At 64.8% G+C, this 19,222-nt stretch carries 17 protein-coding genes; 9 read left to right on the plus strand and 8 right to left on the minus strand.

The genetic code is table 11. The features are described from left to right. Positions 1-201 precede the first annotated feature (201 nt). From hutU to CHB97_RS15395, 7 genes are all read right to left on the minus strand, one after another. The gene (gene hutU, locus CHB97_RS15365) at positions 202-1,869 is read right to left on the minus strand and encodes a urocanate hydratase (protein WP_089288874.1); all 1,668 of its coding nucleotides are present in this window, start codon (positions 1,867-1,869) and stop codon (positions 202-204) included. Next, the gene (gene hutG / locus CHB97_RS15370; protein WP_089288875.1) at positions 1,866-2,702 is read right to left on the minus strand and encodes an N-formylglutamate deformylase; all 837 of its coding nucleotides are present in this window, start codon (positions 2,700-2,702) and stop codon (positions 1,866-1,868) included. The genes hutU and hutG overlap by 4 nt, the downstream gene beginning before the upstream one ends. A 161-nt stretch (positions 2,703-2,863) precedes the next feature. After that, positions 2,864-4,396, minus strand: coding sequence for a histidine ammonia-lyase (hutH, locus tag CHB97_RS15375; protein WP_200819967.1), 1,533 nt, complete (start codon positions 4,394-4,396; stop codon positions 2,864-2,866). Then, on the minus strand, positions 4,393-5,601 hold the full coding sequence (gene hutI, locus CHB97_RS15380) for an imidazolonepropionase (RefSeq protein ID WP_089288877.1): 1,209 nt from the start codon (positions 5,599-5,601) through the stop codon (positions 4,393-4,395). Before hutI ends, hutH begins: the two co-directional genes overlap by 4 nt. 542 nt (positions 5,602-6,143) lie before the next feature. Further along, a complete protein-coding gene (locus tag CHB97_RS15385; RefSeq protein WP_089288878.1) occupies positions 6,144-6,608 on the minus strand; it encodes a VOC family protein in 465 nt (154 codons plus the stop codon). Next, positions 6,598-7,632 (minus strand): YCF48-related protein, encoded by a 1,035-nt coding sequence (locus CHB97_RS15390; RefSeq protein WP_089288879.1) that lies wholly within the window; start codon positions 7,630-7,632, stop codon positions 6,598-6,600. The genes CHB97_RS15385 and CHB97_RS15390 overlap by 11 nt, the downstream gene beginning before the upstream one ends. 74 nt (positions 7,633-7,706) lie before the next feature. Further along, the gene (locus tag CHB97_RS15395; RefSeq protein WP_089288880.1) at positions 7,707-9,212 is read right to left on the minus strand and encodes an aldehyde dehydrogenase family protein; all 1,506 of its coding nucleotides are present in this window, start codon (positions 9,210-9,212) and stop codon (positions 7,707-7,709) included. Between the two features lie 141 nt (positions 9,213-9,353). Between CHB97_RS15395 and CHB97_RS15400 the strand changes: the two genes are divergently transcribed. The 9 genes from CHB97_RS15400 (at position 9,354) to CHB97_RS15440 (ending at position 18,238) form a co-directional block, all read left to right on the plus strand. Then, positions 9,354-10,154 (plus strand): 2-keto-4-pentenoate hydratase, encoded by an 801-nt coding sequence (locus CHB97_RS15400; protein ID WP_089288881.1) that lies wholly within the window; start codon positions 9,354-9,356, stop codon positions 10,152-10,154. Next, a complete protein-coding gene (locus tag CHB97_RS15405) occupies positions 10,154-10,957 on the plus strand; it encodes an SDR family NAD(P)-dependent oxidoreductase (RefSeq protein ID WP_089288882.1) in 804 nt (267 codons plus the stop codon). The genes CHB97_RS15400 and CHB97_RS15405 overlap by 1 nt, the downstream gene beginning before the upstream one ends. 226 nt (positions 10,958-11,183) lie before the next feature. Next, complete coding sequence (locus CHB97_RS15410) at positions 11,184-11,792, plus strand: amino acid synthesis family protein (protein ID WP_089288883.1); 609 nt, start codon at positions 11,184-11,186, stop codon at positions 11,790-11,792. A gap of 3 nt (positions 11,793-11,795) precedes the next feature. Continuing rightward, the gene (locus CHB97_RS15415; protein ID WP_089288884.1) at positions 11,796-12,725 is read left to right on the plus strand and encodes an alpha/beta fold hydrolase; all 930 of its coding nucleotides are present in this window, start codon (positions 11,796-11,798) and stop codon (positions 12,723-12,725) included. Next, positions 12,715-14,085, plus strand: a complete 1,371-nt coding sequence (locus tag CHB97_RS15420; RefSeq protein WP_089288885.1) for an aminotransferase — start codon at positions 12,715-12,717, stop codon at positions 14,083-14,085. Before CHB97_RS15415 ends, CHB97_RS15420 begins: the two co-directional genes overlap by 11 nt. Then, positions 14,082-15,641 carry an acetolactate synthase large subunit gene (locus tag CHB97_RS15425; RefSeq protein ID WP_089288886.1) on the plus strand — a complete coding sequence of 520 codons (1,560 nt, stop codon included), beginning with the start codon at positions 14,082-14,084 and terminating at the stop codon, positions 15,639-15,641. The genes CHB97_RS15420 and CHB97_RS15425 overlap by 4 nt, the downstream gene beginning before the upstream one ends. A 39-nt stretch (positions 15,642-15,680) precedes the next feature. Continuing rightward, the gene (locus tag CHB97_RS15430) at positions 15,681-16,853 is read left to right on the plus strand and encodes an MFS transporter (protein ID WP_143270941.1); all 1,173 of its coding nucleotides are present in this window, start codon (positions 15,681-15,683) and stop codon (positions 16,851-16,853) included. After that, positions 16,850-17,626, plus strand: a complete 777-nt coding sequence (locus tag CHB97_RS15435; RefSeq protein WP_089288888.1) for an SDR family NAD(P)-dependent oxidoreductase — start codon at positions 16,850-16,852, stop codon at positions 17,624-17,626. Before CHB97_RS15430 ends, CHB97_RS15435 begins: the two co-directional genes overlap by 4 nt. A gap of 54 nt (positions 17,627-17,680) precedes the next feature. Beyond that, positions 17,681-18,238 (plus strand): cytochrome b, encoded by a 558-nt coding sequence (locus CHB97_RS15440; RefSeq protein ID WP_089288889.1) that lies wholly within the window; start codon positions 17,681-17,683, stop codon positions 18,236-18,238. Positions 18,239-18,285: 47 nt separating this feature from the next. Here CHB97_RS15440 and CHB97_RS15445 read toward each other — a convergent pair whose 3' ends face one another. Next, entirely contained in the window at positions 18,286-19,215 is a 930-nt protein-coding gene (locus CHB97_RS15445) for a LysR family transcriptional regulator (protein ID WP_089288890.1), read from the minus strand. Between the last annotated feature and the right edge of the window lie 7 nt (positions 19,216-19,222).

The following is a 19,222-nucleotide window of genomic DNA, read 5'->3' on the forward strand; positions in this document are numbered from 1 at the left end:
TGCCGTGACCTTCCCCTGCTTAACTCGAACCATCAAAACCTCCTTCAATCCCGAATTTTAGGTCAATGGCTCTCCACTTTTCCAGGGCAAGTCCAGCTCTGAACCAGCTGCAGGAACGGTTGAAAGCGCCGGATAATCAAGCCACCCCGCTTGCCCCGCCACCGTGATCCCCCCAGGCCCAGGCGGCGGGGCCGCTGGCCCTCACCCCAAAATCCCCGGCAAATCCAGCCCCTTGGTCCGCGCGCATTCCCGCGCGATGTCGTAACCGGCATCGGCATGGCGCATCACGCCGGTGGCCGGGTCGTTCCACAGCACCCGTTCCAGGCGCTTGGCGGCCTCGGGCGTGCCGTCGGCCACAATCACCATGCCGCTATGCTGGGAAAAGCCCATGCCCACACCGCCGCCATGGTGCAGCGATACCCAGGTCGCCCCCGATGCCGTGTTCAGCAGCGCGTTCAGCAGCGGCCAGTCGGACACGGCATCCGAACCATCCTGCATCGCCTCTGTCTCCCGGTTGGGCGACGCGACGGAGCCGCTGTCCAGGTGATCGCGACCGATCACCACCGGGGCCTTCAGTTCCCCCCTGGCCACCATCTCATTAAAGGCCAGCCCCAGCCGGTGGCGGTCGCCCAGGCCGACCCAGCAGATGCGGGCGGGCAGGCCCTGGAACTTGATCTTTTCCCGCGCCATGTCCAGCCAGTGATGCAGGTGGGCATTATCGGGCAGCAGTTCCTTCACCTTCTGGTCGGTCTTGTAGATGTCTTCCGGGTCGCCGGACAAGGCCGCCCAGCGGAAGGGGCCGATGCCCCGGCAGAAGAGCGGGCGGATATAGGCCGGCACGAAACCGGGGAAGGCGAAGGCATCCGCCACCCCCTCCTCCAGCGCCATCTGGCGGATGTTATTGCCGTAATCGAGCGTCGGTACGCCGGCTTTCCAGAAATCCAGCATGGCGCGTACCTGGTCGGCCATGCTGGCCCGCGCGGCGCGTTCCACCGACTTCGGGTCGCTTTCGCGGCCCTTGGCCCATTGGTCCAGCGTCCAGCCGCGCGGCAGATAGCCGTTGATGGGGTCGTGGGCGGATGTCTGGTCCGTCACCGCATCGGGCCGCACGCCCCGGCGCACCAGTTCCGGGAAGATATCCGCCGCATTGCCCAGCAGGCCGACGGAGAGGGGCTTTTTGTCGGTGCAGGATTGGGCGATGAGGGACAGCGCCTCATCCGGACTGTCGGTGGCGCGGTCCAGATAGCCCGTGCGCAGCCGCATATCAATGCGCGACGGCTGGCATTCCACTGCCAGACAAGAGGCCCCCGCCATCACGGCGGCCAGCGGCTGCGCCCCGCCCATGCCGCCCAAGCCGCCGGTGAGAATCCAGCGCCCGGCAAGGCTGCCGCCATAATGCCGCCGCCCCACCTCCACAAACGTCTCATAGGTGCCCTGGACGATGCCCTGGGTGCCGATATAGATCCAGCTTCCCGCCGTCATCTGGCCATACATCATCAGGCCCTTGGCATCCAGTTCGTGGAACTTGTCCCAGTTGGCCCAATGGGGGACGAGGTTGGAATTGGCGATCAGCACGCGCGGCGCATCGGCATGGGTGCGGAACACGCCCACCGGCTTGCCGGATTGCACCAGCAGGGTCTGATCATCCTCCAGCTTTGTCAGCGCCGCGACAATGCGGTCGAAGCTCTGCCAGTCGCGCGCCGCCCGGCCGATCCCGCCATAGACAACCAGTTCCTCGGGCCGTTCGGCCACGTCCGGGTCCAGGTTGTTCATCAACATGCGCAGGGCGGCTTCGGTCTGCCAGCTTTTGGCGCTGCGGGTGCTGCCATGGGCGGCCTTGATGCGGCGGGAATTGTCGATACGGTTCATGTCCTGTCCCCTTCAAGCGCCCAGTCGCGGCAGATGGTGAGAATATGGGTCAAGGCCGACACCATCGGTGCGGCATAGGTGGGATCAAAGGCGGGTGGCCAGTTGGTTACATCCAGCGGCCATGCTGGTTCCGCCAAGTAGCCCCGGCAGGCCAGTTCCATCTGCACCCCATGCACGCCATTGGCAGGCTGGCCGTAATGCCGGGTGATGTAGCCACCCTTGAAACGGCCATTGCTGATGCGGCTGAACTGTGTGACGTCGCACGCCCGCTCCACCGCCGCCTGCAGGGCGGGGGCGCAGGATGCGCCGCTGTTGGTGCCGATATTGAAATGCGGCAGGTCGCCGTCGAACAGGCGCGGCACGCGGGAGCGGATGGAATGGCAATCATACAGCACCACGCGGGCGTGGTGTGTGCGCAGGCGGGCGATCTCGGTAGCCAGTGCGGCGTGATAACGCGTGTGGTAGAGGGTGCGGCGGCGGGTCACCTCCGCCGCATCCGGTTCCTGTCCGGGGCGGTATAGCGGTTCCCCGTCAAAGCTGGTCAGCGGGCAAAGGTCCGTCGTCGCCTGTCCGGGATAGAGCGAGGCGCCATCGGGCGGGCGGTTCATGTCGATCACTGTCCGCGAAATGCGGGTGCGGATGATGGTGGCACCCAGATCGACGGCGAAGGCGTAAAGCGCACCCACATGCCAATCCGCATCCTTGCGCGCCAGCCAGGGATCGGCCAGGGCGGGCGCGATATCATCGGGAATGTCGGTGCCAGCATGGGGGATGGACAGGATCAGCGGGGCCGCGCCACGGGTGATGTCCAGCCAGGGATGGGTGTGGGGCATGGGGAGGTTCCTTGGGAGCTGGTTGGCTCTTTCTTTACCGTCACCCCGTCGAAGGCCGGGGTCCAGGGCCACAAGCGCATCGCTCTACGAAACTGGGCCCCGGCTGCAGCATGGGTGACGGTTGGAGGGAATGGAGAGGGTTTCAGAGGGGAAAAGCCCCCTCACCCCACCGAAGGCAACCCTTCGGCCGTCGCCACCAGCGCCCCACCGCGTACCAACCCCAAGGCCGCCTGAATGTCCGCGTGGAAATAGCGATCTTCCGCCAGCGTCGGCACATCCGCCCGCAGCCGGGCACGGGCGGCTTCCAGCACGGCACTGCTGGTCAAGGGCGCGTGGAAATCACAACCCTGCGCCGCCGCCAGCCACTCAATCGCAATCACGGCAAAGCCATTCTTCACCATCGCCATCAACCGCCGCGCCCCGTGGGCCGCCATGGAGACATGGTCTTCCTGGTTGGCGGAGGTGGGGATACTGTCCACGCTGGCCGGATAGGCGCGCTGCTTGTTCTCCGACACGAGCGCCGCCGCCGTCACCTGCGGGATCATGAAGCCGGAATTCAGGCCCGGCTTCGGCGTCAGGAAGGCCGGCAGGCTGGACAAAGCCGGGTCCACCAGCATGGCGACGCGCCGTTCGGACAGGCTGCCAATCTCACAGATCGCCATGGCCACCATGTCGGCGGCAAAGGCCACCGGTTCGGCATGGAAATTCCCGCCCGACAGCACGCTGTCATCCTCGGCAAAGACCAGCGGATTGTCGGAAACGGCATTGGCCTCAATCAACAAGGTGCGCGCCGCCTGCCGCAGCAGGTCGAGCGCTGCCCCCATCACCTGCGGCTGGCAGCGCAGGCAATAGGGGTCTTGCACCCGCACATCATTGTCGCGGTGGCTGTCGCGGATGGCGGAGTTTGCCATCAGACGACGCAGCGTGTCCGCCACGTCAATCTGCCCCTGATGGCCGCGCAGGGCGTGGATGCGCGGGTCAAACGGCGTGTCGGACCCCTTGGCCGCCTCAGTCGACAGGGCACCGGTCACCAAAGCACTTTGCAGCAGCTTTTCCGCCTCAAACAGCCCGGCGAGCGCATAGGCGGTGGAAAATTGTGTGCCGTTCAGCAGTGCCAGGCCTTCCTTCGGGCCCAGAACCAAGGGTGACAGACCCGCGTCGGCCAAGGCGTCGGCAGCCGGTTGGCGCAGGCCCTTCACCATCACCTCGCCATGGCCGATCATGGCGGCGGCCATATGTGACAAGGGGGCCAGATCGCCCGACGCCCCCACGGAACCCTGGGCCGGCACCACCGGCAAAATCCCCCTGGCCAGCATGGATTCCAGCAGGGTCAGCACCGCCACCCGCACGCCCGATGCACCGACGCCCAGGCTGGCCAGTTTCAGCGCCATCATCAGCCGCAGCACATTTTCCGGCATCGGCTCCCCCACGCCGGCGGCGTGGCTCAACACGATATTGCGCTGCAATTCCGCCAGATCAGCGTCGGCAATGCGCACAGAGGCCAGCTTGCCGAAGCCGGTATTCACACCATAGACGGGTTCCCCCTTGGCGATGATGCGGGTGATGGTGTCGGCCCCGCGCTGCACCTGGGCATGGCAGGCCGGGTCCAGCATCGGGACCGCCCCTTGATAAATCGCCCGCCACTGATCCAGGCTGACGGCACCGGGGGTGAGGGTCAGTGTGGTAGGCATCATTGTCCCCTGAAAATGCGGCTGTGCAGCGGGTTGAAACCCATGCGGTAGACCAGCTCCGCCGGTCGTTCGACATCCCAGATGGCAAGGTCGCATTCCTTGCCGGCTTCCAGCGTGCCCACGCTGTCCAAGCGGCCCAGGGCGCGGGCGGCATGGCGGGTGACGCCCAGCAGGCATTCCTCCACCGACAGGCGGAACAGGGTCGCCCCCATATTCATCGCCAGCAGCAGGGAGGTCAGCGGCGCGGTGCCGGGGTTGCAGTCGGTCGCCAGCGCCATCACCACACCATGGCGGCGGAACAGGTCGATGGGCGGCAGCTTGGTGTCACGGGTGAAATAGAAGGCACCGGGCAGCATCACCGCCACCGTGCCGGCCGTGGCCATAGCGCGCACCGCCCCTTCATCCACATGTTCCAGATGGTCGGCGGACAAGGCCCCGAGCGAGGCCGCCAGGGCCGCCCCTTGCAGGTTGGACAATTGTTCAGCGTGTAGCTTGATCGCCAGCCCCTGGCTTTTCGCGGCGTGGAAGACGCGGCGCACCTGCGCCAGCGAAAAGCCAATCCCCTCACAGAACCCATCCACCGCATCAGCCAAGCCTTGCGCAGCCACGGCGGGGATCATCTTGCGGCAGACCAGATCAATATAGGCGTCATGGTCATCAGCAAATTCCGGCGGCACGGCGTGGGCGCCTAAGAAGGTGGTGGTGATGCTGACGGGCCGGGCATCGGCCAGGGCGCGGGCGGCGCGCAGCATTTTCAGCTCATCCCCCAGCGACAGGCCATAGCCGGATTTCACCTCAACCGTCGTCACCCCTTCGGCCAGCAGCGCATCCAGGCGCGGCAGGGTCTGGCGGATCAGTTCAACCTCATCCGCCGCGCGGGTGGCGCGCATGGTGGAGACGATGCCGCCGCCGGCGCGGGCGATTTCCTCATAGGTCGCGCCCTTCAGGCGCAGTTCAAATTCATGTGCACGGTCGCCGGCATGGACCAGATGGGTATGGCAATCAATCAGGCCGGGGGTGATCCAGCGGCCCTGGCAATCCGTCACAGCAACGGGGTTGAAGGCGGGGGCATCGCTGGCCGGGCCGGCATAGAGGATGCGGCCATCGCGGGCGGCGATGATGCCATCCTCCACGATCCCCAACCCACCCAGATCGCCGCGCATAGTAGCCAGACGGGCGCTCTTCCACAGATGATCAGCCGGTGTCATGCGCGCTGGTTGCTCCCTGGTGTTTTACGGGGGGGCAACATCACCCATGTATAGCTGGTCAAAAGACACCAGATCAGGGCGGGCGTGTCCGGCGGCGCGTTGGGTTCCGCCATCTCAAGCGGACGCGGCAACAGCCCCGGCCCTGCCACCGCTGCAATCGTCCCGGAAGACCAACTGGCGACAAGCCGTTCCACTGTCACCTCATGATGGGCCAGAAACCGACCAAACCGAAGCTCGTGTGCATGGCCCCCGCCCATAATCGAGGCAGGCAGACTATACCCAGCGATGTTATTCGGGATAGAAGCAGATCCCCCCTTTTGCAAGGCAGGAATCAATATTCTGACCGAGCACCAGCACGATATATCGCGCGCCGCTTATGCGCCGGCGCCAACATGCCAACGGCTTCAACCGTCCGCGGAATGCAGACCGAAAGGATTCTGGATCATCAGCGTCACCGAACGCCGCGCTGATGATCCAGAAAACCCCATTTTGTAAAAACTGGCCTTCGTGCCCCTTCTAGCCAGCACGAAGCAATCAGCCGGTTACAACCCCGTCGGCAGTGCCTGGCCGCCATTGCGCTCCAGCTCGGCCATTGCGGCCCCGTCTTCGGGACCGACCACCTGGGCGAAGACTTCCAGCATGTGACCATCGGGATCATAGAAATAGATGCCGGTCGATACGCCATGGTCCAGCACCTCGGCGATCTTCACATCATTTTCCAGGAAGAAGGCATGGATGCGGCGCAGCGTCTCCAGATCGCCACCGCAATCCAGCTCCAGGCCGATATGCTCAAACTCCTGCCCCTTGGTCGTACCCGGCTGGGCCGGAAACAGGGCGATATCATGGTCATGGGTGCCGAAGCTGAGGAAATAGCCCCCGGCATAGGGGCCTTCCTTCACCTGCGTCACGATCTTCATGCCCAGGATGCGGCTGTACCATTGGGCCGATGCCGTGGGATCCCGGACATACAGGACGACATGGCCGATCCGTTTGATCTTAGTGTCCATGATTGCTGCTCCCTCCGCCCGCCGGCACGGCGGGAATCCAGGTAGTATCGGTGATTTCGCTGAACTCGCGCCACTCTTTCGCCCAGCTCCGCCCGGCATCATCGCTGCGATAGAGTTCACCATATTTGGTGCCGGCCAGGATCAGGGAAGAATCAGCCGGATTGGCACCAAAGGCCCAGATGCAGGAATTCGGCACCACCGGCAGCGGCATGGTTTCCCAGCTGGCACCAGCATCGGTGGAACGCAGGCAGCGCGAGGTGGTGCCCGGCGTGCCATCGGCAATACCCAGCAGGATTTCCCGGTCGCTGCCCGGCCGCAGCAGGGCGACGCGGGAATAGGGGATGCCCCAGGCTTCCTTGGTCACCGTCTGCTGCCAGGTTTCCCCGCCATCGGTGGAGCGATAGATGCCGCCCACAACAACAACGACAACAACCTTCGGGCTGCCGGGGCAAACGACAATGGAATGCACATCGGAATTGCCGCGCAGTTCCGGCCAGACCGGATCGATGCGGGTCCAGTTGCTGCCGCCATCGCGGGAGCGGAACAGGCCGCCTTCTTCCACCCCAACCCAGACATCGGCCGGATCATCGGGATCGATGCACATGGCCAGCATACGCGGCCGGCTGACGCCCTCGCACTTGGGCGGCATTTCCAGCGAGGTCTTCTCCCAGGTCCGCCCGCCATCGGTGGAACGGAAAAAGGCGGAGCGGGTGGGCGAGCCGGTGCCCGCATACATGATATCGGGGTTCTTGGCGGCCACCGCCATTTTCCAGATCGAATAGCCGTTCAGCGCGCAATCAATCCGGTTCCAGGTGGTGCCGCAATCGGTGCTGTGGAACAGACCGGATTCAGCACCGGCGAAGACGGCATTGGGCTGACGCGGATCGGCCAGCAGGCAGCGCACGCAATCGTCGAATTCCAGATCCTGATCCGGGGTGATGCGGCGCCAGGTCTTGCCATCATCATGGGTGCGCAGAACCGCCTGACCGTCCGTGGCCACAAGGAATGTCTTGCCCGTTGTCATCGAAACAACTCCCGTCGTTATAAAGTGGGTGAAATCATGGGGGCCGCCCGCGCGGGGGCCATGCCGCCGCCGCTTCAGCTCAGATTGACCCAGACGCTTTTGACTTCGCTGTACAGCTCCATCGCCTGCCGGCCATGCTCCCGGCCCCAGCCGGATTGCTTGAAGCCGCCGAACGGGGTGGAGGGGTCGATCATGTTGAAGCAGTTGATCCAGACGGTGCCGGCCTTGATGGCCGCCGCCGTGCGGTGGGCGCGGCGGATATCGTTGGTCCAGATGCCGGCGGACAGGCCGAATTCGGAATCATTGGCCTGACGGACCAGATCTTCTTCCTCGTTCCAGGGCAGCACGCTGAGCACGGGGCCGAAAATCTCCTCCCGCACGATGCGCATGGAGCCGTCTGCATCGGCAAAGATGGTGGGCTCAAAGAAATAGCCCTTGTCATGACCGGCCGGCCGGCCACCACCGGTGACCAGACGCGCCCCCTCCTCCCGGCCGATGCCGATATAGGAATTGACGCGCTGCCATTGTTCATCGCTGACCAGCGGGCCGAAATCGGTGGCCGGGTCCAGCCCGTCGCCAATGCGCAGCCGCTTGGCATGGTCGCTGACCAGCCCCAGCAGCTCATCATAGCGGCTGCGATGCACATAGACGCGGGAACCGGCCGTGCAGGTCTGGCCCTGGTTGAAGAAGATGCCCTGGGCGATGGACTGGGCAGCCGGCCCCAGATCGGCATCGGGGAAGACGATCTGCGGCGACTTGCCGCCCAGTTCCAGCGACACTTTCTTCAGATTGCCGGCAGCCGACGCGACGATGCGCTTGCCCACCTCGGTGGAGCCGGTGAAGGCCACCTTGTCGACACCGGGATGCGCCACCAGGGCCGCCCCGGCGTCACCAAAACCGGTGATGATGTTGAACACGCCATCGGGGAAGCCGGCTTCCTGCGCCAAGGCGGCCAGCCGCAGGGCGGTCAGCGGCGTCTGTTCCGCCGGCTTCAGCACCACGGTACAGCCGGCCGCCAGGGCCGGCGCCACCTTCCAAGCCGCCATCGACAGCGGATAGTTCCACGGGATGATCAGCCCGCAGACCCCCACCGGTTCGCGCGTTGTATAGTTCAGGATGCGCGCACCGCTGCGCGGCGATACCGGCAGCGTCTCCCCGCCAAACTTCGTCGGCCAGCCGGCGAAATAGCGGAAGGTCTTGATGGAGCCATCCACTTCCACCGCGCGGGTCAGCTTGGCCGGCTTGCCATTATCCAGGCATTCCAGCACGGCCAGTTCATCGGCATCGCGTTCAATCAGGTCGGCCAGACGCAGCAGCAGATTGCCCCGGTCCTGCGCCGACATCAGGCGCCAAGCCGGCTGTTCCAGCGCCTGACGGGCCGCCTTCACTGCCAGATCAACATCTGCGGCCTCACCATGCGCAACATGGCCAAGCACCGCACCGGTCGCCGGATTGATGGTTTCAAACGTGCGGCCGGACTGTGCCGCCACCCATTTGCCACCGATCAGAAGCTTGCCCGGCGTGGCGGCCAGTGCCGCCGTCAGGCGGGCGGCGCGTTCCTGCGTGCTGATTTCCTGCATATCCGTCCCCTTGCCGGGCAGCGTTCCCGGCCTTCTCAGTTACCTGATTTTCGGATTATCACAGTTCCATAAAAAAGACAATCTTGCTAAAACAACATTGTTTGTTGTAAGAACGAGACAATCAAAACAGGGAGCAGGGCTGTGGATCAGGGGGCAGCAAGCGGGATTACGGACCGGCTGATAGAGGCGCGGCGGCAGGGCAACGCCGCGGGCGCGGTGGCGCTGGAATGCGCACCGGCGACGGTTGACGATGCGTATCAGGTGCAGGAAATCACCGCCCAACGGCTGGGCGGGCTGGTGGCCGGTTACAAGATCGGCCTGACCGCACCGGGGCCGCGCCAGGCGATGGGAGCCACGGCGCCCATCGCCGGTTTCCTGCCCGCCGACGCCATATTGTCATCCCCCGCGTCGGCGCGGGTGACCGCACGGCATATGCGGGTGGCGGAGGCAGAGCTGGTGGTTGAACTGGCGCGCGACCTGCTGCCCGGTGATGGGCCGGTGACGGTGGCGGATGTGGCGGGCGCCGTGGCCGCACTTTATGCCGGGATCGAGATTTGCGATTGCCGTTTCATCAGCGATGATGTCCCCCTGCCGGCCCTGATCGCCGATAATGGCTTTGCCGACCGGCTGGTCATCGGGGACAGGCTGGACCTGCCGGTTGATCAATTGGACACGATCCCCGTCCGGCTGGACCGCAGCCAGGGCAGCAGCGTGGAAGGTTCCACCGCCCGGATCGATGGCGGGCCGCTGGCTGCCATCGCCTGGCTGGCCAATCATCTGGCCGCACGCGGCCAATTTTTGCGGGCGGGGCAGAAGGTGGCGACCGGCAGTTGCACCGGAATTACCACCCTGGAGGCCGATGAAACTGTCATCGTGGTCTTCCCCGGTCCCGCCACCGCATCATTCACCTTTCAACAGGTTTCCGCAGAGGAGGAGCGTTAATGTCATTTGATCTGCAAGTGGCCGGTCGCGTGGCCATCATCACCGGCGGCAGCGTCGGCATCGGCAAGGCCACGGCGCTGCGTCTGGCCCAGGAAGGGGCCACCGTCGTAATCGCCGCCCGCAGCGCGGACGCGCTGGAAGCCGCCGCGGCGGAAATCCGCAGCAAGACCGGCGGCACCGTGGTCGGCATCACCGCCGACACCTCCCGCAAGGATTCCGTCAACGCCCTGGTGGCGGAAACGGTGCAGCGCTTTGGCGCTGTACATATCCTGGTCAACTGCGCCGCCGCCCCGGGTGGTCTGGTGCGCAACAATATCGAAGAGGCGGAAGAGGAAGCGCTCGCCGCCGACCTGAACACCAAGCTGATCGGCTATTTCCGCACCTGCAAGGCCTGCGTGCCGCATATGCGGGCCGCCGGCTGGGGCCGCATCATCAATGTCGGCGGGCTGACCGCGCGGTCGACCGAGGCGTTGAGCGGCCTGCGCAACACCGCCCTGGTGCATCTGACCAAGACACTGTCCGACCAGTTGGGTCCGTTCGGCATCACGGTGAATATCGTGCATCCCGGCGTCACCTGGACCGAGCATGTGGAATCCTGGTTCCAGGAATTGGCCGACCGCGAAGGCATCAGCCTGGAAGCCTTCACCAAGCGGGAGGCTTCTGATCCCGCCGCCATCCGCCGCCCGCTGCGCACGGAAGAGGTGGCCGACCCCATCGTCTTCCTGGCCTCCGGTCTGGCCAGCGGCATCACGGGCGAGTCCATCGCGGTGGATGGCGGCCTGTCGCGCGCCGTGTTCCTGTAAGGGGGATGGGGCGAGGGGCTCCGGCACGGTGAAGGTTGTTGCCTGCCTCGCAAACTTGTTGAGGCTGCACCGGCGCCCCCTCGTTCCCCATCCACAACAGCAAGCCCTCTTGTGGCCTAATTGTTGTTATTTCGGAACTGTAACTCTTTAAATCAGCGAATTGTTGTGTTATCGATCCAATGGTGATCGTCACAACAGTGACGCACAGCGGTGAGGAGGAAAGACCATGGTATCCCGCCCAGCCAATTTTAACGGGCTTCATATCCGTAAATGGTACAGCTTCGAGGAAGAGACGCTGGCCCTGGAATCCGGCCGTCTGGCCGATGGCGATCCGGTGGTGAAGATCGTCGTCGCCGCTGCGATCCATAACCCCCATGCCGGCACCTGGACGGACTCGTTTGAGACCGTCATCAAGGAATCCGCTGCCCTGGGTGTGGAATTCGGCCGCCGGCTGGTCACCGCCCTGAATGGCCGCAAGGCCGAAAGCTATGGCAAGTCCTGCATTGTCGGCGTCAATGGCGAGTACGAGCACGGCAACGCCTTCCTGACCACGGATTTTGCCAACCCGATCCGCGATGCCCTGGGCGGCGCGCTGGCCTGGGTGCCGTCGACCGGCAAGCGTGGCGGGCCGGGGACGGAGATTGACATTCCGCTGGCGCACAAGGATGCGCTCTATGTCCGCTCCCACTATGACACCATGTCGGTGATCTTCCCGGATGCGCCGGGGCCGGATGAAGTGCTGATCGCCATGGTGGTGGCGACCCGTGGCCGCCTGCACGCCCGCCTGGGCGGCATCAAGGTGGCGGAGATCGAGGGCAAGGACGGGTTGCGCTGAGCCATGACACAGGATCGTGCAGAAGCACCGCCGCCCCTGCCCGCGCGGCTGCCCGGAGAGCGGGAGAGCTTCGCCCTGATCAATGGCCTGCGTCTGCGGGTGCGTGAATGGGGTGATGTGGGTCTGCCGGCGGTCGTGCTTCTGCACGGTCTGCGCGGCTTTTCCGGAACCTGGCGGTATCTGGCGCGGCGGCTTGCCGGCCAATACCGGCTGATCGCCCTGGACCAGCGGGGCCGGGGCGACAGCGACTGGGACCCCGGCCACAATTACTATACCGACGCCTATCTGGCCGATCTGGAAGCGCTGGTGGACCAGTTGAAACTGGACCGCTTCACCCTGCTCGGCCATTCGATGGGCGGTACGACATCCTATGTTTATGCCAGCCGTCATCCGGAACGGCTGCGTGCGCTCGTCATTGAAGATATCGCGCCGGGATCATCGATCCAGGGGGCCGGGGCGGAGCGCATCGTCAATGAAATGGCGAAGCTGCCCGCCAGTTTCACCTCCTGGACCGAAGCGCGGGCCTATTGGCGCGCCGCGCGCCCTTCCCTCAGTGACGCAGCGATTGATGAACGGGTGGCGGAAAGCCTGAAGGCCACACCAACCGGCACCATCACCTGGCGTTATGATGCCGAGGGCATCCGCCAGACCCGCATGAATCCCGACCCGGCCCGGATCGTCGATCTGTGGCCGGTGGTGGACAGCCTGCGCATTCCCACCCTGATTGTGCGCGGGGGGCGGTCGGATTTCTGCCCCCTGGCGACGGTGGAGGCCATGCTGTCCCGCAACCCCCATATCCGTCAGGTGACGGTGCCGGATGCCGGCCACTATGTCCATGACGATGCCCCCGACACATTCGGTGCCCTGATTAACGGGTTCCTTGACGAGACTTTGCAGATAGCCACTCAGGCAGGAGGTTCTCATGGCGATTGATATCCAGCGGGCCGGCGAGATCGACAAGTCGTCGCTGTTCCACGCCTTCACCTGGGTCTCTGACCTGAAGCGCGAAGGCCCGACCATCATGTCGGAAGCCCAGGGGGTGCGCATCCGCGACATCCATGGCAATGAATATATCGACGGCATGGCCGGTCTCTGGTGCGTCAATCTGGGCTATGGCCGGCCGGACATCGTGCAGGCCATTGCCGAACAGAGCGCGCGCCTGTCCTTCTTCCACACCTTCAACGGCATGTCGACCGATGTGGCCGCTGAATGTGCGCAGGCCCTGCTGGCCCGCGCCCCGGTGCCGATGGCGCGCGTCTTCTTTGGTGCGTCGGGCAGCGATGCCAATGAAACCCAGATCAAGCTGATCTGGTATTATAACAACCTGCTGGGCCGCCCGAAGAAGAAGAAGATCATCGCCCGCTGGAACAGCTATCACGGTTCCGGTGTCGTCACCGGCGGCCTGACCGGCCTGCCCAACATGCATGGTCTGTTCGACCTGCCGCTGGGGCCGATCCTGCATGTCTCCAGCCCCAACTATTACCGCTATGCGCCTGAGGGGATGAGCGAGCGTGACTTCTCCCGCCAGCTCGCCGCCGAACTGGAAGCGACGATCCTGAAGGAGGGGCCGGAGACGGTGGCCGCCTTCTTCGCCGAACCGGTGATCGGTGCCGGCGGCCTGATCCCGCCGCCCGAAGGCTATTTCGAAGAGATCGTACCGATCCTGGAAAAGTACGATGTGCTGTTGGTGCTGGACGAGGTCGTCTCCGGCTTTGGCCGCCTGGGCAGCTATTGGGGCAGCCAGATTTACAATCTGAAGCCGGACCTGATCACGGCGGCCAAGGGTGTCACCAGCGGTTACTTCCCCATGTCCGCCTCCTTCGTGTCGGAACGGATCTGGAGCGTGATTGAAAGCGAGGCCGACCGCGCCGGCCTGTTCGCCCATGGCTACACCTATTCCGCCCATCCGGTCGGGGCCGCCGCTGCCCTGGCAACGCTGCGCGCCATCGACGAGGAGCATATCGTCGAGAATGCGGCGGCACGCGGGGCGGAACTGCAGGCCAAGATGCGGGCAGCACTGGGCGACCATCGGCTGGTCGGCAATATCCGTGGCGTCGGCATGATGATCGGTGTGGAACTGGTGCAGGATCGCGCCACCAAGGCCCCCCTGCCCCCGGCCAACCGCACCGGCCGTCAGGTGCTGCAGGCGGCGGCGTCGAAGGGCCTGATCACCCGCGCCCTGGGCGACACGCTGGTCCTGTCCCCGCCGCTGGTGGCGACCGCCGCCGATATCGACGAAATCGTCGGTCGCTTTGCCAGCGCCGTAGAGCAGGTGGCGGAGGGCATTCGATGACAACAGAGACGGATGGCGCCGCCTTCCTGGTGCGCTATGCCCATGCGGCCGGGATTGATATCTGCTTTGCCAATCCCGGCACCACGGAACTGGATCTGGTCGGCGCGCTTCGGGTGGAACCCGGCATACGCGCCGTGCTGGGCCTGTTCGAAGGGGTGTGCACGGGGGCGGCCGATGGCTATGCCCGCGTCAGTGGCCGCCCGGCCCTGACCCTGCTGCATCTGGGCCCCGGCCTCGCCAATGGGTTGGCCAATCTGCACAATGCGCGTCGGGCCGGCTCGCCCATGGTCAATATCATTGGCGACCATGCCACTTGGCACCTGCGTTTCGATGCGCCGCTGACCTCGGACATCGACACGCTGGCCCGGCCCATGTCGGGGGCGGTGGTGCGGCTGGACAGCAAAGCGACCTATGCGGTGGATGTGGAACGCGCCTTCAAGGCCGCCGCCGACCGCAAGATCGTCACCCTGGTGGCCCCCACCGACCTGATGGTGGCCCCGTTCCCCGCACCGGACCTGCAACAGGCTGCGGCCCTGGCGTCGCCGTCGCGTTCCCCGGTGGAGGCGGCACGGGTGGCCGCCAGCCGGGCGCGGCTGGACCGGGGCGGGGATATCGTCCTGCTGCTGGGCGGCAATGCTCTGACAGAACGCGGCGTGCGGGCCGCCGGCCGGGTGGCAGCGGCCACGGGTGCCCGGCTGCTGATGGAAACCTATCCGGCCATCGCCAGCCTGGGCGGCGACCTGCCCCGGCTGGAACGGCTGGCCTATTTCCCCGAAGATATCGTGCGCCAAATCGCCGGCGCCGAGGTTGTTCTGGCCGGCGCCCGCCCGCCCGTCAGCTATTTCGGCTATGAAGGCCGGCCCAGCGAGCCGGTGCCGGCGGAAAGCCAGACCCTGCTGGCCACGCCCGACGAGGATGCGGTGGACGCGCTGGAACGGCTGGCTGAAGCGGTGCAGGGCCTGCCCCATTCCCGCCCTGCGGCCAGCCCGCCGCCCGTGCCCGCTGCCAGCGCCAACCTGTCGCCCGACGGGATTGTGGAAGAGGTGCTGGCCCGGATGCCGGAAGATGCCATCGTTTCCATCGAAGGCTCCACCCTGGGCGGCCCCTATCTGCGCCAAGCCCACCGGGCGCCGCGCCATCGGGTGATGACCAATACCGGTGGCGCCATCGGCCAGGGCCTGCCCTGCGCGTTGGGTGCCGCCCTGGCTGCACCAGGCACGCGGGTGATCGCCCTGCAATCGGACGGCAGCGCCCAATATACGCTGCAGGCTTTGTGGACCATGGCGCGGGAAAAGGTGCCCGTCACCATCGTCATCGCCGCCAATCATCGCTACGCCATCCTGCAAACGGAATTGAAGCGGTCGGGTATCCCGCTTGATGCCGAGGTGGTGGCGGGGCTGACCCGGCTGGACCAGCCGGCCGTCGATTGGGTGGCCCTGGCGACCGGTTACGGCGTGCCGGCGGTCAAGGCGGTGACACCGGAAGAATTCGCCGCCGGGCTGCAAAAAGGTCTGGCAACCGATGGTCCCTTTCTGATCCAGGCTGAACTGGACTGACAGCGACCCCCTTCAAAAAGAACGCTTCGGGAGGCGGCTATGGGAGCAGGGTCAAAAAGTCAGGCACGGGTTATTGTTGCGGCCACCGCCATCGGCATCCAGGGAGCGTTGATCAATTGGATGGTCCCCGGCTTCATGGCGTTGTTCGGCCAGCAGGGGGCACTGGACAACCAGGAGGTCGGCTATGTCGCCGCCTGGGAAATCAATGCCATGGCACTGACCATCGGCCTCAGCACCTTTCTGATCCCGCGCATTAACTGGCGGGTGCTGGTGGGGCTGGGTCTGGGGCTGATGGCGGTGGGGAATATCGGTACCGGGTTCAGCCACACGTTCGACAGTATCCTGATTGCGCGTGTGGTGACCGGGGCCGGTGAAGGGATTGCCATCGGCCTTTCCTTCGCCACGCTGGGGCGGACGGCGCTGCCCGACCGTGCCTTTGCCATCTATCTGTTTATTGGCGCGCTGATCAGCGCGTTTTTATTGCTGGTGCTGCCCTGGTTGCAGCAATCGGCAGGATCGTCGCCGCTGTTCATCGCCAATGGCCTGATCAGCGCCCTGGTCGGGGCCTTCCTGGTCTGGCTGCCCGATGGGCATCAGGGGGGATCGGATCATCCGCAAAGGGCCAGCGCGCCCATCCATTGGCGGCTGGCACTGGGGGGGCTGGCGGGCTCCTTCCTCTACTTCCTGGCCCAGGGTGCCACCTTCAGCTATCTGGAGAAGATCGGCGATGCCAGCACCATCACGGCCGAACAGATCGGTCTGGCGCTGGCCATGGCCAATCTCAGCGGTGCCGGCGGTGCCGGTGTCGCCGGGCTGTTGCCGCCGCGCTGGGGACGGGGCTGGCCGCTGATCATCAGCGGCGCGCTCTCCGTTATCAGCTTCCTGGCCCTGCGCGGTCAGGTTTCGCTGGGGCTTTTCATTGCGGCGGCCGTGGGCATGACCTTCGCCTGGAACCTGTCGCAGCCCCTGCTGTCCGGCCTGTGCAGCGATGCCGATGCCGATGGACGCATTGTCTGCGCCATGGGGTCGATCCAGACAGTGGGCTTCGGTTTTGGCCCGGCGATTGCAGCCTTGTTGCTGACCGGGAATGATTTTTCACCCGTGCTGTGGACCAGCACCCTGACCCTGATTGCAAGCGTTGTCGTGATGCTGGCCGGCATGACACCGGCAGGCCGCAGCCGCTATCCCGCCACCGGAGAGTTGAAGCCATGAGCAACCCCGCCGTCATCATCACCGGCGGCACGGCCGGCATCGGGCTGGCCGTTGCCCAGGTGCTGTCGCGGGAGGGCTGGCGCGTGGCGCTGGCCAGCCGGCAGCTGGAGGGACATGACGCCGCGCGCGACTGGATCGCCGCCGATCCCACCAACCGCGCCTATGTCGCCACCGACACCCGCGATCAGGCCCGCGTCGATCAGATGGTTGCCGCGGTGCTGGAACGGTTCGGCCGGATTGACGGGCTGGTCAATGGTGCGGCCAACCCCAGCCCCATCGCTGGCCCGATTGAGGAGTTGGACCTGTCGCCGCTGCTGGGTGACCTGGATACCAAGGTTGTCGGCTATCTGCGCTGCGCCAAGGCCGTGGTACCGGTGATGAAGCGGCAGGGGGCGGGCAGCATCGTCAATATTGGCGGCCTGACCGGCCGTTCCTCCAACACGCTCAGCGGGTTGCGCAACGCCGCCGTCAGCCATTTCACCAAAACGCTGGCGGACGAGCTGGGGCCGTTCGGCATCCGGGTCAATGCCGTGCATCCCGGTATTGTCGAGACACCGCATCTGCGGGAACTGTTCCAGTCTGAAGCCGAAGCCAGGCACTGTACCCCAGCGCAGGTAGAAGCGGACTTCGTGGCGCAAATCCCCTTGCGCCGCGTTATCCATCCCGAAGAACTGGGCCGCGTCATCGGCTTTCTGCTTTCCCCCACGCCGGTGCCCATCACGGGGGAGTCGATCGCGGTTGATGCCGGCTATTCGCGCGGGATTTACTTGTGAACGGCTTTCCTGTACGGCGCCGTGCAGGATGAATAAGGAAGGCAAGACAGCATCATGCAAACCATAACTGCCAGCGAACGCCCGCGATATCATCTCAGCCTGCGCATCATCCATTGGTGCCGGGCGGCGGTCATCCTGGGGATGATCGCTCTCGGCTGGTGGATGGTGTCGCTTGATGATGTGGATGCGGTGAAATTCGACTGGGGCTATCCCTATCACAAATCATTCGGCATCCTGGCCTTCCTGCTGGCGCTGATCCAGCTGACCCTGCGCGGCCGGCTCGGCACGCCGGCCCCCTCCCCCCGCATGGGCCGGCTGGAAACCAAGGCGGCCCATGTGGCCCATGTGGCGCTTTATGTGTTGATGATCGCCGTGCCGCTGCTGGGCTATGCCCGGTCCAGCACCTTTCCGGAAAGCGACGGCATCTATTTCTTCGGCCTCTATCTGCCGGAACTGCTGGGCAAAAATAACGCCCTGTCGGATATTTTCAGCCAGATCCACGCCGTGGCCGCCTATAGCCTGCTGGGCCTGATCGCCCTGCATGTGGCCGGCGCCATCAAGCACCGGCTGTTCGATAAAGACCCGCAGGATTCCCTGTCACGGATGCTGTAAGGGCATCATTTTAACCGTGCCGGGGGTTTCATCCCCCCCGGCCCTGGTCAGAATTCGTCACAAAATTCTGAGACCGCCTCGCCTTCATTGAGTGATTGCGACATGAAGTCGACAAAGGCCTTTACCTTGGCCAGCACATAATTGCCCTTGGCATAGACCAGATAGAGCGGCAATTTCGTCGTGACATGGCCGTTCAAGACGGCCTCCAGCCGGCCTGCCGCCAAATCCTGCTCAATCAGGAAACGCGGCAGAAAGGCAATGCCCATGCCGGCCAGCAAGGCTTCGCGCGTCACGCGCACGCTGTTGGACACCAGCCGCACACCCTGCAACTGGATCACATGTTCCTGCGACAAGGCCCATTCCCCCGGACGGGAAAGATGGGTTTCCATGATGCAGGCATGGTCCTTGATTTCCGCCGGGGTGCGGGGCACGCCAGCCTTGGCGAAATATTCCCGCGCACCGGCCACCACCATGTCATATTCCCACAGCTTCACCGAATCGAGTGACGAATCGTAAGTATCACCGGTCCAGAAGGCGAGATCAAAATCGCCTTTGATCAGGTCGATCTTGCTGTCCGTCAAATCCAGGTGAAACTTGATCTGCGGGTACATTTCCAGAAATTTCGGGATCATTTCGGTGATCCGGAACAGGGACGCGACAACCGGTGCGCGCACCCGCAAATCACCACGCGGCGTCGCCTGGATGCCGGCCAGCAGGTCGTTGGCTTCCTTCACCTCATCCAGAATGCGAGAACAGCGGCTGTAAATTTCCCGCCCAGCGGGCGTCAGCGCGATGCTGCGCGTCGTGCGTTCCAGCAGGCGCAGGCCGATGCGCGCTTCCAGCTGGGAGATCTGGCGGCTGACCGCCGCCTTGGAATAGCCCAGCGCATCGGCTGCCGCCGAGAAGCTGCCCGTGCTGACCACCGCGGCGAACGACATCATGGAGACGGCGTTGGCAATTTCCAGGCGTTCGTCCATCGGCGCT

Origin of the sequence: Azospirillum sp. RU38E (assembly GCF_900188385.1) — a bacterium.
GTDB lineage: Bacteria > Pseudomonadota > Alphaproteobacteria > Azospirillales > Azospirillaceae > Niveispirillum.